10 protein-coding genes, 9 tRNA genes and 2 rRNA genes are annotated in these 13,421 nt (G+C 42.3%); all 21 read left to right on the forward strand.

Features of this window, described 5'->3' with window-relative positions; genetic code table 11:
• Positions 1-212: ribosomal RNA gene (locus tag SK642_RS01040) — 23S ribosomal RNA — on the forward strand; the annotation flags it as partial.
• Positions 213-288: 76 nt separating this feature from the next.
• Positions 289-404 (forward strand): 5S ribosomal RNA (gene rrf / locus SK642_RS01045).
• 4 nt (positions 405-408) lie between these two features.
• Positions 409-481 (forward strand) — tRNA-Val (locus SK642_RS01050).
• 2 nt (positions 482-483) lie between these two features.
• Positions 484-556 (forward strand) — tRNA-Asp (locus tag SK642_RS01055).
• Between the two features lie 23 nt (positions 557-579).
• Positions 580-652: transfer RNA gene (locus tag SK642_RS01060), tRNA-Lys, on the forward strand.
• A 5-nt stretch (positions 653-657) separates the two neighbouring features.
• Positions 658-739, forward strand: a tRNA-Leu gene (locus SK642_RS01065).
• An 18-nt stretch (positions 740-757) separates the two neighbouring features.
• Positions 758-830, forward strand: a tRNA-Thr gene (locus SK642_RS01070).
• Positions 831-852: 22 nt separating this feature from the next.
• Positions 853-924 (forward strand) — tRNA-Gly (locus SK642_RS01075).
• Between the two features lie 7 nt (positions 925-931).
• Positions 932-1,017: transfer RNA gene (locus SK642_RS01080), tRNA-Leu, on the forward strand.
• Between the two features lie 11 nt (positions 1,018-1,028).
• Positions 1,029-1,102 (forward strand) — tRNA-Arg (locus tag SK642_RS01085).
• A gap of 15 nt (positions 1,103-1,117) precedes the next feature.
• Positions 1,118-1,191: transfer RNA gene (locus SK642_RS01090), tRNA-Pro, on the forward strand.
• A gap of 408 nt (positions 1,192-1,599) precedes the next feature.
• Positions 1,600-1,806, forward strand: a complete 207-nt coding sequence (locus tag SK642_RS01095) for a hypothetical protein (RefSeq protein WP_031240705.1) — start codon at positions 1,600-1,602, stop codon at positions 1,804-1,806.
• Positions 1,803-1,997: a hypothetical protein gene (locus SK642_RS01100; protein ID WP_033683000.1), complete on the forward strand. Its 195-nt coding sequence runs from the start codon at positions 1,803-1,805 to the stop codon at positions 1,995-1,997. Before SK642_RS01095 ends, SK642_RS01100 begins: the two co-directional genes overlap by 4 nt.
• Positions 1,984-2,868, forward strand: coding sequence for an ABC transporter ATP-binding protein (locus SK642_RS01105; RefSeq protein ID WP_033683001.1), 885 nt, complete (start codon positions 1,984-1,986; stop codon positions 2,866-2,868). Before SK642_RS01100 ends, SK642_RS01105 begins: the two co-directional genes overlap by 14 nt.
• Position 2,869: 1 nt before the next feature.
• A complete protein-coding gene (locus SK642_RS01110) occupies positions 2,870-3,607 on the forward strand; it encodes an ABC transporter permease (protein ID WP_033683002.1) in 738 nt (245 codons plus the stop codon).
• A complete protein-coding gene (locus SK642_RS01115) occupies positions 3,607-4,704 on the forward strand; it encodes a sensor histidine kinase (RefSeq protein WP_033683003.1) in 1,098 nt (365 codons plus the stop codon). Before SK642_RS01110 ends, SK642_RS01115 begins: the two co-directional genes overlap by 1 nt.
• A 1-nt stretch (position 4,705) precedes the next feature.
• A complete protein-coding gene (locus tag SK642_RS01120; RefSeq protein WP_033683004.1) occupies positions 4,706-5,305 on the forward strand; it encodes a response regulator transcription factor in 600 nt (199 codons plus the stop codon).
• Positions 5,306-5,619: 314 nt separating this feature from the next.
• Positions 5,620-6,033: a 30S ribosomal protein S12 gene (gene rpsL / locus SK642_RS01125; RefSeq protein WP_001142332.1), complete on the forward strand. Its 414-nt coding sequence runs from the start codon at positions 5,620-5,622 to the stop codon at positions 6,031-6,033.
• A gap of 19 nt (positions 6,034-6,052) precedes the next feature.
• Positions 6,053-6,523, forward strand: a complete 471-nt coding sequence (gene rpsG / locus SK642_RS01130; RefSeq protein WP_000087873.1) for a 30S ribosomal protein S7 — start codon at positions 6,053-6,055, stop codon at positions 6,521-6,523.
• Between the two features lie 275 nt (positions 6,524-6,798).
• Positions 6,799-8,880, forward strand: coding sequence for an elongation factor G (gene fusA, locus SK642_RS01135; protein ID WP_000090355.1), 2,082 nt, complete (start codon positions 6,799-6,801; stop codon positions 8,878-8,880).
• A gap of 103 nt (positions 8,881-8,983) precedes the next feature.
• Positions 8,984-13,375, forward strand: a complete 4,392-nt coding sequence (locus tag SK642_RS01140) for a PolC-type DNA polymerase III (protein WP_033683005.1) — start codon at positions 8,984-8,986, stop codon at positions 13,373-13,375.
• Positions 13,376-13,421 lie beyond the last annotated feature (46 nt).

Here is a 13,421-nt window from a genome sequence, read left to right on the forward strand (position 1 = left end):
TACCAGTTGTCTTGCCAAAGGCATCGCTGGGTAGCTATGTAGGGAAGGGATAAACGCTGAAAGCATCTAAGTGTGAAACCCACCTCAAGATGAGATTTCCCATGATTTTATATCAGTAAGAGCCCTGAGAGATGATCAGGTAGATAGGTTAGAAGTGGAAGTGTGGCGACACATGTAGCGGACTAATACTAATAGCTCGAGGACTTATCCAAAGTAACTGAGAATATGAAAGCGAGAGGTTTTCTTGGTTTGAATAGATATTCAATTTTGAGTAGGTATTACTCAGAGTTAAGTGACGATAGCCTAGGAGATACACCTGTACCCATGCCGAACACAGAAGTTAAGCCCTAGAACGCCGGAAGTAGTTGGGGGTTGCCCCCTGTGAGATATGGAAGTCGCTTAGCTCTAGGGAGTTTAGCTCAGCTGGGAGAGCATCTGCCTTACAAGCAGAGGGTCAGCGGTTCGATCCCGTTAACTCCCAAAGGTCCCGTAGTGTAGCGGTTATCACGTCGCCCTGTCACGGCGAAGATCGCGGGTTCGATTCCCGTCGGGACCGTTAAGATAACGTAAGTTATTTTAGACTCGTTAGCTCAGTTGGTAGAGCAATTGACTTTTAATCAATGGGTCACTGGTTCGAGCCCAGTACGGGTCATATATGCGGGTTTGGCGGAATTGGCAGACGCACCAGATTTAGGATCTGGCGCTTAACGGCGTGGGGGTTCAAGTCCCTTAACCCGCATTAAGATATAATAAATGAGCCGGCTTAGCTCAGTTGGTAGAGCATCTGATTTGTAATCAGAGGGTCGCGTGTTCAAGTCATGTAGCCGGCATTTTTAGATAGAAGAAAACAGTGCGAACGTAGTTCAGTGGTAGAACACCACCTTGCCAAGGTGGGGGTCGCGGGTTCGAATCCCGTCGTTCGCTTAGAGAGGCCGGGGTGGCGGAACTGGCAGACGCACAGGACTTAAAATCCTGCGATTGGTAACGATCGTACCGGTTCGATTCCGGTCCTCGGCATAAAATAATGAGCACCCTTAGCTCAACTGGATAGAGTACCTGACTACGAATCAGGCGGTTAGAGGTTCGACTCCTCTAGGGTGCATTTTTCTATTTAACTCGGGAAGTAGCTCAGCTTGGTAGAGTACTTGGTTTGGGACCAAGGTGTCGCAGGTTCGAATCCTGTCTTCCCGATTCATTACAGAGATAAGTAAGCGTATCTTTTTTTAAAACTAGATATTATATATATTAAGAGAGAATCAGTTTGATTCTCTCTTTTTGAATTTCAGTAATTCATTTTATATAATTCTTACAAATTTTTAAGAAAGCAATAGAAGAGTTTCTGTTGAGCCTATAATATATGTTTCAATGTTATAAAAATTGCTGCTATTACGATTTTAAATAAGTATTAGTTTATATTATAGTGTGAATTGGGTTTGATATTTCTTTTGAGGAGGTCGCCTTAGATTTTTCTACCTAGTGTTTTATTGTATAGTGTATCTTGCTTGTTTTGAACAGAATTTTTTATGACATTTGTCATATTTCCTAGTGACAGAAGCTTCTATCTCAGCTAACTTCAAAAGCCTATAATTGAAGTATGAAATGGAGGAAGAAGAAATGAGAAATAAAATGATTATCGCAGTGAGTTTAGTAGCAGCAGGAGTTATGACCTATCTCATGTTTTCGGGATTGGATGAGGATTTCTACCATTTTCCTTGGGAACTTTTTGCTGGCTTTGGAATGATGTCTTGGCTTATCAGAGAAGGTTTGAAATTGGTCAGAGATGTGAAAAAGGAGTTTGAAAAATGAAAAAAGCGTTTCTCTATCTTTTTATTGGACTATCACTAGTGGTATGGTTGGTAGAAATGTTTACAGGTTGGTTTGATCAAGCCTTCCTTCACCAATTCATCCGTGGTGCCTGGGGACTAGGATTTATAATTTTTATCGCCTTTCCTATGGGAGAGGAGTGGCTGAAAGGAGAATATCATGAACATGATTAAGGTAGAAAGCCTATATAAAAACATCAAGGGCAAGGCTATTTTGAAGGATATTTCCTTTGAGGTAGCTGAAGGTGAATGCGTCGCCTTGATTGGACCCAATGGTGCTGGGAAGACTACACTCTTGGACTGTCTGCTTGGAGATAAACTGGTCACAAGCGGTCAAGTATCCATCCAAGGCTTGTCAGTGACGAGTTCTCAGTTAGACTATATTAGAGGTTATCTGCCTCAAGAAAATGTCATCGTTCAGAAATTAAAGGTCAAAGAGCTGATTGCTTTCTTTCAAAGTATTTATCCAAATCCTTTGAGCGAGCAGGAAATTGATCAACTATTGCAGTTTGACAAGCAACAAAAAGAACAGTTGGCAGAAAAATTATCAGGCGGCCAAAAGCGTCTTTTCTCTTTTGTCTTAACCTTAATTGGGCGACCAAAGTTAGTCTTTTTAGATGAGCCAACTTCGGCCATGGATACCTCTACCCGTCAACGTTTTTGGGAAATTGTTCGGAACCTAAAAGCGCAAGGAGTTACCATTCTCTATTCGTCTCATTATATTGAAGAGGTAGAGCATACAGCTGACCGGATTTTGGTTTTAAATAAGGGAGAGTTGATTCGAGATACGACACCTCTAGCTATGCGTAGCGAGGAAATAGAAAAGCACTTTATCCTTCCTATAGCTTACAAGGAAGTCGTAGAGCAGTCAAACTTGGTTGAAAACTGGTCACAAAAACAAGATGCCCTGAAAGTAGTCACACGTGAAGCGGATGCTTTCTGGGAATTGTTAGTCAGAGCAGGATGTAGCATACAAGAAATCGAAGTTAATAACCGCAGTTTGCTGGATACAATCTTTGAAGAAACACAAAAGGGAGATGACTAAGATGAAACGATTGATCGCACTAAACAAGATAGAATTTCTATTGACCAAACGACAATTAGTAACTTATCTATTGTCAGTAGGGATGCCGACGGCCTTCTATTTATTCTTTTCAGGCATGTATCAGGACACACCAGGTGGGCCAGCTAATTTTATGCGCGACTACCTCATCTCCATGACAGCCTTTTCCATGATGTCAACAGCTATCTTTTCATTCCCAGTTGTTTTACATACCGACAAGATCAACAATTGGCAGAAAATAATACGTCATAGCCCTGTAAATATGGTAGAATATTATCTATCAAAGATAACAAGTATGATGGTTGATTATCTGGTCTCAATCCTGGTTGTTTTCTCAGTTGGGCACTTGGTCAGAGGTGTGGATATGCCTTTAGGAAGCTGGATTGGGGCTGCGCTCTTGCTGATAGTAGGAAGTGTAGCTTTTGTAGCACTTGGCTTGACCTTGACACTCTTGCCTTCTAGTCAGCTGATGTCTGTCGTGGGCAATCTTCTCTATCTAGGCTTGGCTGTTTTAGGCGGACTCTGGATGCCCATCTCTTTATTTCCAGACTGGATGCAAGCAATCGGGAAGTGTCTACCAACTTATCAGTTGATGGAGTTGCTCAAGACCTTCTTAAACGAGGGTAGCATCAATCTATCAGCCACAGTTTATCTACTTGTTTTTTCAGCAGTTTTGTTTGGTTTGATCATTTACCTTCAAGGTCATAAGGAGAATGCTTAATGCTTGAAAGACTGAAAAGCATACATTATATGTTTTGGATCAGTTTAATTTTTATGATTTTCCCCATTCTACCTGTAGTGACTGGGTGGCTTTCTGCCTGGCATTTATTGGTTGATATTCTATTTGTAGTGGCGTATTTGGGTGTTTTAACAACTAAGAGCCAGCGCCTATCTTGGCTATATTGGGGCCTCATGCTGACTTATGTAGTTGGGAATACTGCCTTTGTTGCTGTTAATTATATCTGGTTCTTCTTTTTCCTTTCTAACCTCTTAAATTATCATTTTGGCGTACATAGTTTAAAGTCTTTACATGTCTGGACTTTTCTTCTTGCTCAAGTCCTTGTTGTGGGCCAACTGTTGATTTTTCAGAGAATCGAAGTTGAGTTTCTATTCTATCTGCTTGTAATTCTTGCTTTTGTCGATTTAATGACTTTTGGCTTGGTTCGGATTCGTATTGTGGAGGATTTGAAAGAAGCACAGGCTAGGCAAAATGCCCAGATAAATCTATTGCTTGCTGAAAATGAACGCAGTCGTATCGGTCAAGATTTGCATGATAGTCTGGGGCATACCTTTGCTATGCTTAGTGTTAAAACTGATCTAGCCTTGCAGTTATTTCAAATACAGGCTTATCCACAGGCGGAAAAGGAATTAAGAGAAATACAGCAAATTAGCAAAGAATCAATGCGTGAAGTACGAACCATTGTGGAAAATCTTAAGTCTAGAACTTTGACATCCGAACTAGAGACTGTGAAAAAGATGTTAGAAATTGCTGGAATTAAGGTGGAAACGGATAACCAACTAGATACTGCTAGCTTAACTCAGGAATTGGAGTCAACGGCTTCCATGATTTTGCTTGAGTTAGTGACCAATATCATCAAACATGCAAAAGCATCGAAAGCTTACTTAAAATTAGAACGGACAGAGAAAGAACTCGTTTTAACAGTAAGAGATGATGGCTGTGGCTTCGCTTCTATAAAAGGAGATGAGCTCCATACAGTTCAAAATCGTGTTCTTCCATTTTCGGGAGAAGTCAAGGTAATCAGTCAGAAACAACCGACAGAAGTTCAGGTTCGACTACCTTATAAGGAGAGAAACTAAGATGAAACTACTTGTTGCAGAAGATCAAAGTATGTTACGAGATGCCATGTGCCAGTTGCTTGCCTTTCAAGCAGATGTAGAGTCTGTCTTACAAGCCAAGAATGGACAAGAAGCAATCCAACTCTTAGAAAAAGAGTCTGTGGATATCGCCATTCTTGACGTAGAAATGCCTGTTAAGACAGGCCTCGAAGTCTTGGAGTGGATTCGAGCAGAAAAGTTAGAAACAAAGGTGGTTGTGGTGACGACCTTCAAGCGTCCTGGGTATTTTGAACGTGCGGTCAAGGCTGGAGTAGATGCTTATGTATTAAAAGAAAGAAACATTGCAGACCTCATGCAAACCTTGCACACCGTCCTAGAGGGACGCAAGGAGTATTCGCCTGAATTGATGGAAGTGGTGATGACGCATCCCAATCCATTAACAAAGCAAGAAATCGCAGTTTTAAAGGAAATCGCTCAGGGCTTCTCTAACCAAGAAATTGCAGACAAACTTTATCTATCCAACGGAACCGTCCGAAACTATGTCACTAATATTCTTTCGAAACTAGATGCAGGTAATCGAACAGAGGCAGCTAATATCGCGAAAGAATCTGGTTGGTTGTGATGATATAATATTTTTCTGAACATTATGTGCTAAAAATGATGGGATTGAATGGAACAATACCTAACTTTAGGAGGGACTTATTCCTCCTTTTCTTTCTTTTGGGGGCAGTACAAAAGAGCTAAAATTAATAATAAAAAAGAAAAATATCTTGACAACCAATGGAAAATTTTGTTACAATAATAGACGGTACTTTTTACTTTTGGTCTCTCAAGAGTGTACAGGGACGTGCTGACAAATGTTGCAAAAGTACACACAGATGATAGTTGTCACCAAGTGTATCATCACCAAAAATAAAAAAACACAGGAGAATGTAGATGCCTACAATTAACCAATTGGTTCGCAAACCGCGTAAATCAAAAGTAGAAAAATCTAAATCACCAGCTTTGAACGTTGGTTACAACAGTCATAAAAAAGTTCAAACAAACGTTTCTTCACCACAAAAACGTGGTGTTGCAACTCGTGTTGGAACAATGACACCTAAAAAACCTAACTCAGCCCTTCGTAAATTCGCTCGTGTACGTTTGAGCAACCTTATCGAAGTTACTGCCTACATCCCAGGTATCGGACACAACTTGCAAGAGCACAGTGTGGTGCTTCTTCGCGGTGGACGTGTAAAAGACCTTCCAGGGGTACGTTACCATATCGTCCGTGGTGCACTTGATACTGCAGGTGTTAACGATCGTAAACAAGGCCGTTCTAAATACGGTACTAAACGTCCAAAAGCATAAGGAAAGGGGATAAAGAGAAATGAGTCGTAAAAATAGAGCTCCAAAACGTGACGTATTGCCAGATCCGCTTTACAATTCACAACTAGTTACTCGTCTTATCAACCGCGTTATGCTTGATGGTAAACGTGGTACAGCTGCTTCAATCGTTTACGGTGCTTTTGAGCAAATCAAAGAAGCTACTGGTAACGATGCACTTGAAGTATTTGAAACAGCTATGGAAAACATCATGCCTGTACTTGAAGTACGTGCACGTCGTGTTGGTGGTTCTAACTACCAAGTCCCAGTTGAAGTTCGTCCAGAACGTCGTACAACACTTGGCCTTCGTTGGTTGGTAACAATCGCTCGTCTTCGTGGTGAACACACAATGCAAGACCGTCTTGCAAAAGAAATCTTGGATGCTGCTAACAACACTGGTGCAGCTGTTAAGAAACGTGAAGACACTCACCGTATGGCTGAAGCTAACCGTGCATTCGCACACTTCCGTTGGTAAGAATAAGATACTAAGGGCGTTAAAAAAGCGACTGAAAATTAGGAAGCTTGACGCGGAATCAACGATTCTAGGAAAGCTTGTCTATTTTCCAAGCTTTTAACCTGAGTTCAATTGAGCTCAATCAGCTCTTAGCTACAACTCAACTTACCATCTCGTAAGTTGAAACCAACAATAGCATGAAAACATTGAGAACGGGTAGGTCCTGCCTATCCGTTTTTATTAAAATCGTGTTATAATAGAATAGAAATCAAAAATAAATAGGAGAAATAAACCTCATGGCACGCGAATTTTCACTTGAAAAAACTCGTAATATCGGTATCATGGCTCACGTCGATGCTGGTAAAACAACAACTACTGAGCGTATTCTTTACTACACTGGTAAAATCCACAAAATCGGTGAAACTCACGAAGGTGCGTCACAAATGGACTGGATGGAGCAAGAGCAAGAACGTGGTATCACTATCACATCTGCTGCGACAACAGCTCAATGGAACAACCACCGCGTAAACATCATCGACACACCAGGACACGTGGACTTCACAATCGAAGTACAACGTTCTCTTCGTGTATTGGATGGTGCGGTTACCGTTCTTGACTCACAATCAGGTGTTGAGCCTCAAACTGAAACAGTTTGGCGTCAAGCAACTGAGTACGGAGTTCCACGTATCGTATTTGCAAACAAAATGGACAAAATCGGTGCTGACTTCCTTTACTCTGTAAGCACACTTCACGATCGTCTTCAAGCAAATGCCCACCCAATCCAATTGCCAATCGGTTCTGAAGATGACTTCCGTGGTATTATTGACTTGATTAAGATGAAAGCTGAAATCTATACTAACGACCTTGGTACAGATATCCTTGAAGAAGATATTCCAGCTGAATACCTTGACCAAGCTCAAGAATACCGTGAAAAATTGGTTGAAGCAGTTGCTGAAACTGACGAAGAATTGATGATGAAATACCTCGAAGGTGAAGAAATCACTAACGAAGAATTGAAAGCTGGTATCCGTAAAGCGACTATCAACGTTGAATTCTTCCCAGTATTGTGTGGTTCTGCCTTCAAGAACAAAGGTGTTCAATTGATGCTTGATGCGGTTATTGACTACCTTCCAAGCCCACTTGACATCCCAGCTATCAAAGGTATTAACCCAGATACAGACGCTGAAGAAACTCGTCCAGCATCGGACGAAGAGCCATTTGCAGCTCTTGCCTTCAAGATCATGACAGACCCATTCGTAGGTCGTTTGACATTCTTCCGTGTTTACTCAGGTGTTCTTCAATCAGGTTCTTACGTATTGAACACTTCTAAAGGTAAACGTGAACGTATTGGACGTATCCTTCAAATGCACGCTAACAGCCGTCAAGAAATCGACACTGTTTACTCAGGTGATATCGCTGCTGCCGTTGGTTTGAAAGATACTACTACTGGTGACTCATTGACAGATGAAAAATCTAAAATCATCCTTGAGTCAATCAACGTTCCAGAACCAGTTATCCAATTGATGGTTGAGCCAAAATCTAAAGCTGACCAAGATAAGATGGGTATCGCCCTTCAAAAATTGGCTGAAGAAGATCCAACATTCCGCGTTGAAACAAACGTTGAAACTGGTGAAACAGTTATCTCTGGTATGGGTGAGCTTCACCTTGATGTCCTTGTTGACCGTATGCGTCGTGAGTTCAAAGTTGAAGCGAACGTAGGTGCTCCTCAAGTATCTTACCGTGAAACATTCCGCGCTTCTACTCAAGCACGTGGATTCTTCAAGCGTCAGTCTGGTGGTAAAGGTCAATTCGGTGATGTATGGATTGAATTTACTCCAAACGAAGAAGGTAAAGGATTCGAATTCGAAAACGCAATCGTCGGTGGTGTGGTTCCTCGTGAATTTATCCCAGCGGTTGAAAAAGGTTTGGTAGAATCTATGGCTAACGGTGTTCTTGCGGGTTACCCAATGGTTGACGTTAAAGCTAAACTTTACGATGGTTCATACCACGATGTCGACTCATCTGAAACTGCCTTCAAGATTGCGGCTTCACTTGCCCTTAAAGAAGCTGCTAAATCAGCACAACCAGCTATCCTTGAGCCAATGATGCTTGTAACAATCACTGTTCCAGAAGAAAACCTTGGTGATGTTATGGGTCACGTAACTGCTCGTCGTGGACGTGTAGATGGTATGGAAGCACACGGTAACAGCCAAATCGTTCGTGCTTACGTTCCACTTGCTGAAATGTTTGGTTACGCAACAGTTCTTCGTTCTGCATCTCAAGGACGTGGTACATTCATGATGGTATTTGACCACTACGAAGATGTACCTAAGTCAGTACAAGAAGAAATCATTAAGAAAAACAAAGGTGAAGACTAATCAGTCCTCACTCTAGAAGGAAGTCACTTGGTGGCTTCCTTTTGTCTTTAGAAAATGTCTCTAAATATGGTAAAATAGTAGGAGAATAATGTGAGGAAAATGAATGTCAAACAGTTTTGAAATTTTGATGAATCAACTGGGGATACCTACTGAAATGAGACAGGCTCCTGCTTTAGCACAGGCCGATATTGAGCGAGTTGTGGTTCATAAAATTAGTAAGATATGGGAGTTTCATTTCGTATTTTCTAATGTTTTACCGATTGAAATCTTTTTAGAATTAAAGAAAGGTTTGAGTGAGGAATTTTCTAAGACAGGTAATAAAGCAATTTTTGAAATCAAGGCTCTGTCTCAAGAATTTTCAAATCAACTCTTGCAAGCCTATTATAGAGAAGCTTTTTCTGAGGGCCCATGTGCTAGTCAAGGTTTTAAATCTCTTTATCAAAATCTGCGAGTTCGTGCTGAGGGAAATCAACTCTTTATTGAAGGTTCAGAGGCGATTGATAAGGAACATTTTAAGAAGAATCATCTTCCTAATTTAGCCAAACAACTTGAAAAATTTGGTTTTCCACCTTTTAACTGTCAAGTAGAGAAGAATGATATGCTGACTCAAGAGCAGGAAGAAGCCTTTCATACTGAAAATGAGCAGATTGTTCAAGCTGCTAATGAGGAAGCGCTTCGTGCTATGGAACAACTGGAACAGATGGCACCACCTCCAGCGGAAGAGAAGCAAGCCTTTGATTTTCAAGCTAAAAAAGCTACAGCCAAACCGAAGCTGGATAAGGCGGAGATTACTCCTATGATTGAAGTGACGACTGAGGAAAATCGTCTGGTCTTTGAAGGGGTTGTTTTTGATGTAGAGCAAAAAGTGACCAGAACAGGTCGTGTTTTAATCAACTTTAAAATGACGGACTACACTTCAAGTTTTTCTATGCAAAAATGGGTTAAAAATGAGGAAGAGGCTCAGAAATTTGATCTAATTAAGAAAAATTCTTGGCTCCGAGTGCGTGGGAATGTGGAGATGAATAACTTCACACGCGATTTGACTATGAATGTGCAGGATGTGCAGGAAGTTGTTCACTATGAGCGGAAAGATTTGATGCCAGAAGGTGAGCGTCGGGTTGAATTTCATGCTCATACTAATATGTCGACTATGGATGCTCTGCCAGAAGTAGAGGAGATTGTTGCGACAGCTGCTAAGTGGGGACACAAGGCGGTTGCCATCACCGACCATGGAAATGTTCAATCCTTCCCACACGGCTATAAGGCGGCCAAGAAAGCGGGAATCCAGCTGATTTATGGGATGGAAGCCAATATTGTGGAGGACAGGGTTCCTATCGTTTACAACGAAGTGGAGATGGACTTGTCAGAAGCAACCTATGTGGTCTTTGACGTGGAAACGACGGGTCTATCAGCCATCTATAATGACTTGATTCAGGTTGCAGCCTCTAAGATGTACAAGGGGAATGTTATTGCCGAATTTGATGAATTTATCAATCCTGGGCATCCCTTGTCAGCCTTTACCACGGAGTTGACTGGAATTACAGATGATCATGTTAAAAATGCTAAACCATTAGAACAAGTTCTGCAAGAATTTCAAGAGTTTTGCAAGGATACAGTCTTAGTTGCTCACAATGCGACCTTTGACGTTGGATTTATGAATGCTAATTATGAGCGTCATGGTCTTCCAAAGATTAGTCAGCCAGTTATTGATACGCTGGAGTTTGCTAGAAATCTCTATCCTGAGTATAAACGTCATGGTTTGGGGCCTTTGACCAAGCGTTTTGGTGTGGCTTTGGAACATCACCACATGGCCAATTACGATGCGGAAGCTACTGGTCGTCTGCTTTTCATCTTTATCAAAGAGGTGGCAGACAAACATGGTGTGACAGACTTGGCTAGACTAAACATTGATTTGATTAGTCCAGACTCTTATAAAAAAGCTAGGATCAAGCATGCGACCATTTATGTCAAGAATCAGATAGGTTTAAAAAATATCTTTAAGCTGGTTTCTCTGTCCAATACCAGGTATTTTGAAGGGGTACCACGGATTCCGAGAACGGTTCTAGATGCCCATCGAGAGGGCTTGATTTTAGGATCAGCTTGTTCAGAGGGGGAAGTTTTTGATGCAGTTGTTTCCCAAGGTGTGGATGCAGCGGTTGAGGTGGCCAAGTATTATGACTTTATCGAGGTCATGCCACCAGCTATCTATGATCCCTTGATTGCTAAGGAGCAGGTTAAGGATATGGAGGAGCTCCAGACTATTATCAAGAGTTTGATAGAGGTTGGAGACCGCCTTGGCAAGCCCGTTTTGGCTACGGGAAATGTCCACTATATCGAACCAGAAGAAGAAATTTACCGTGAAATTATTGTCCGTAGTTTGGGTCAGGGGGCGATGATTAACCGAACTATTGGTCATGGTGAACATGCCCAACCAGCTCCTCTCCCTAAAGCTCATTTTAGAACGACAAATGAGATGTTGGATGAATTTGCCTTCTTGGGGGAGGATTTGGCTCGTAAACTGGTTATTGAAAATCCAAATGCCTTGGCAGAGACCTTTGAACCTGTTGAAGTTGTAAAAGGGGACTTGTATACGCCTTTCATTGACCAAGCTGAAGAAACAGTTGCCGAGTTGACCTATAAGAAGGCTTTTGAGATTTATGGAAATCCGTTGCCAGATATTGTTGATTTGCGGATTGAAAAAGAATTAACTTCTATTTTGGGGAATGGATTTGCCGTGATTTATCTAGCTTCGCAGATGCTGGTGCAACGTTCCAATGAACGGGGTTACTTGGTTGGTTCTCGTGGGTCTGTTGGGTCCAGTTTTGTTGCAACCATGATTGGGATTACGGAGGTTAATCCTCTCTCTCCTCACTATGTCTGTAGGAAGTGTCAGTACAGTGAGTTTATCACCGATGGTTCTTACGGATCAGGTTTTGATATGCCTAATAAGGACTGTCCAAAGTGTGGTCACAAACTCAGCAAAAATGGGCAGGATATTCCGTTTGAGACCTTCCTTGGTTTTGATGGGGATAAGGTTCCCGATATTGACTTGAACTTCTCGGGAGAAGACCAGCCTAGCGCCCACTTGGATGTGCGTGATATCTTTGGTGAAGAATATGCCTTCCGTGCAGGAACGGTTGGTACGGTGGCTGCTAAGACTGCCTATGGATTTGTCAAGGGCTATGAGAGAGATTATGGCAAGTTTTATCGTGATGCAGAGGTGGAGCGTCTCGCCCAAGGGGCGGCTGGTGTCAAGCGGACGACGGGACAACACCCAGGGGGAATCGTTGTTATTCCTAACTATATGGATGTCTACGACTTTACGCCTGTTCAGTATCCAGCGGATGACGTGACGGCTGAATGGCAAACGACTCACTTTAACTTCCACGATATCGATGAGAATGTCCTCAAACTCGATGTGCTGGGGCATGATGATCCGACCATGATTCGGAAACTGCAGGACTTGTCTGGGATTGACCCAAATGAAATCCCTATGGATGACGAAGGCGTGATGGCCCTCTTTTCAGGGACCGATGTGTTAGGGGTAACACCTGAGCAAATCGGCACTCCGACGGGTATGCTGGGAATTCCAGAGTTTGGAACCAACTTTGTACGTGGGATGGTAGACGAGACGCATCCGACGACCTTTGCGGAGTTGCTTCAGCTGTCTGGATTATCCCATGGTACCGATGTCTGGTTGGGAAATGCTCAGGATTTAATCAAGCAAGGGATTGCGGACCTATCAACTGTTATCGGTTGTCGGGACGACATCATGGTTTACCTCATGCATGCTGGTCTCGAGCCTAAGATGGCCTTTACCATCATGGAACGGGTACGTAAGGGCTTGTGGTTGAAGATTTCCGAAGAGGAACGAAATGGCTATATCGAAGCCATGAAAGCCAATAAGGTGCCAGAGTGGTATATCGAGTCATGTGGGAAAATCAAGTATATGTTCCCTAAAGCCCATGCGGCAGCCTACGTTATGATGGCCTTGCGTGTGGCCTACTTCAAGGTTCACCATCCCATTTATTACTACTGTGCTTACTTCTCCATCCGTGCTAAGGCCTTTGATATCAAGACCATGGGTGCGGGCTTGGATGCTATTAAGCGCAGAATGGAAGAAATCGCTGAAAAACGGAAGAACAATGAAGCCTCTAATGTGGAAATTGATCTTTATACAACTCTTGAGATTGTCAATGAGATGTGGGAACGTGGTTTCAAGTTTGGGAAACTCGATCTCTACCGTAGTCAGGCGACAGAGTTCCTTATCGATGGGGATACCCTCATTCCGCCATTTGTTGCTATGGATGGTCTGGGAGAGAACGTTGCCAAGCAATTGGTGCGAGCGCGTGAAGAGGGAGAATTCCTCTCTAAAACAGAACTACGCAAACGTGGCGGACTCTCATCAACCTTGGTTGAAAAGATGGATGAAATGGGGATTCTTGGCAATATGCCCGAGGATAACCAGCTCAGTTTGTTTGATGAGTTGTTTTAAGAAGGCAGACTAGCCTCAATTTTACAGAGATGTTTGATAATAAAAA

The sequence above is a fragment of the Streptococcus mitis genome (genome assembly GCF_000722705.1).
Lineage (GTDB): Bacteria > Bacillota > Bacilli > Lactobacillales > Streptococcaceae > Streptococcus > Streptococcus mitis_P.